Origin of the sequence: Flavobacterium micromati, from assembly GCF_900129585.1 — a bacterium.
Taxonomy (GTDB): Bacteria; Bacteroidota; Bacteroidia; order Flavobacteriales; family Flavobacteriaceae; genus Flavobacterium; species Flavobacterium micromati.
In genome coordinates, this window is sequence record NZ_FQWF01000034.1 from 1 (window position 1) to 1,288 (window position 1,288).

Sequence of the window (1,288 nt, forward strand, 5' to 3'; positions counted from 1 at the left end):
AGGTCGGTTTTTTTATGTTATCTAACAGGGTATTTATCAGGATTTTGTGAAGTATGAAATACAGCGTTCAAGAAAACGGTTTTGCTTGGTTCGTCTACAATAAAAAAACGATATACGGAAATTTATCAAAAGATAAAAACCGATAATTGTTATCGTGAAACTGGTAAAAAGGGTTTGATTGTAACCCCTTGTATGTTTTTCTGTACTCTTTTAAAAAATCAAGAGCTACTTTTTTGGTAGTTTTTTCAATGTAATATGCAACCGCATCTTCAATATTTTTAGAAGCAATAGGCGAAACGACAATCTTATAATTCATACTTGCTTTTTAGATCAGTATAAAGTGTTTCGGCATCAGTATAATTAGTTTTGTCGGAGTTGAGTTGGTTATCTAAAATTTGTTGTTGTTTTTTAGACAGGATATAAGGCTTGGAGTTTGTTGTAGGTTCCACAAGCGCATCAACATAACCAATAACACGTTCTAAAACACTTTGAGGAGCGTTTTTAAGTTTTTGTACCAGTAAAGCAATAGATGTAGTTTCCATTTATATTTTTTTATAGCACTAATTGTTGAATTTTCTTTTAAGTTATAAAATCACCAAAGTATGTTTTACAAAATGTTTTATTTAGTGAATAACAAATTTAATCATTTTTCATTAATTACAAAGTACAAGTAATAATTTCTTACTTTGATTATAAATATTTGCTTTAAACTTTTTTGAGTGGTTTGCATATATTGAAACAAAAAAAATCTCAATTTACACCACATAATTTCTGAATCAAATCACCTATATTTATAAAAAACAGATCAAAAAGTAAGAAAACGGCTTTTCAGAAATACCGCTTCTTGAAAAATTCTTAACACCACCTCTACGAAGTGTTCTTTAAAAAGTAAAAGTTCTTAAAAGTCTAGGCTACTGTGCGAATGTCTCTGACTTCGCACCCATTCCAATAAGCAACAAACACAAGCAGTTAATTATAATAAAAAAAATGGTTATATTTGATAAAAAAGCGATGTCAGATGGCTACAAAATAAGAGACCAAACTTTACCACATTTCATAACGGCAACCGTTGTAGATTGGGTTGATGTTTTTACAAGAACAAGCTACAGAGATGTAGTTGTAGCATGCTTGGATTTCTGCATAAGAGATAAGGCTATGGTTTTATATGGATATGTCATTATGAGCAATCATATACACATGATTGTGCAATCTGGCGATGGAGATTTATCTGGTTTGCTTCGAGATTTTAAAAAATTCACAGCTTCAAAAATTTTAGAAAAAATAAAAT

The 1,288-nt window shown here is 29.9% G+C and carries 3 protein-coding genes; 1 reads left to right on the forward strand and 2 read right to left on the reverse strand.

Features of this window, described 5'->3' with window-relative positions; genetic code table 11:
* Positions 1-94: 94 nt before the first annotated feature.
* Both BUB42_RS16020 and BUB42_RS16025 read right to left on the reverse strand, forming a co-directional pair.
* Entirely contained in the window at positions 95-316 is a 222-nt protein-coding gene (locus BUB42_RS16020; RefSeq protein WP_244533861.1) for a type II toxin-antitoxin system RelE/ParE family toxin, read from the reverse strand.
* Positions 306-542, reverse strand: a complete 237-nt coding sequence (locus BUB42_RS16025) for a hypothetical protein (protein WP_073022173.1) — start codon at positions 540-542, stop codon at positions 306-308. The genes BUB42_RS16020 and BUB42_RS16025 overlap by 11 nt, the downstream gene beginning before the upstream one ends.
* Before the next feature lie 469 nt (positions 543-1,011).
* Between BUB42_RS16025 and BUB42_RS16030 the strand changes: the two genes are divergently transcribed.
* A partial coding sequence (locus tag BUB42_RS16030; RefSeq protein ID WP_170857248.1) for a transposase occupies positions 1,012-1,288 on the forward strand: 277 nt, incomplete at its 3' end.

What these genes read in the sequence shown, in the direction of transcription:
- BUB42_RS16025 (WP_073022173.1), bottom strand. Translation starts at nt 542, where the DNA reads ATGGAAACTACATCTATTGCTTTACTGGTACAAAAACTTAAAAACGCT.
- BUB42_RS16020 (WP_244533861.1), bottom strand. Translation starts at nt 316, where the DNA reads ATGAATTATAAGATTGTCGTTTCGCCTATTGCTTCTAAAAATATTGAA.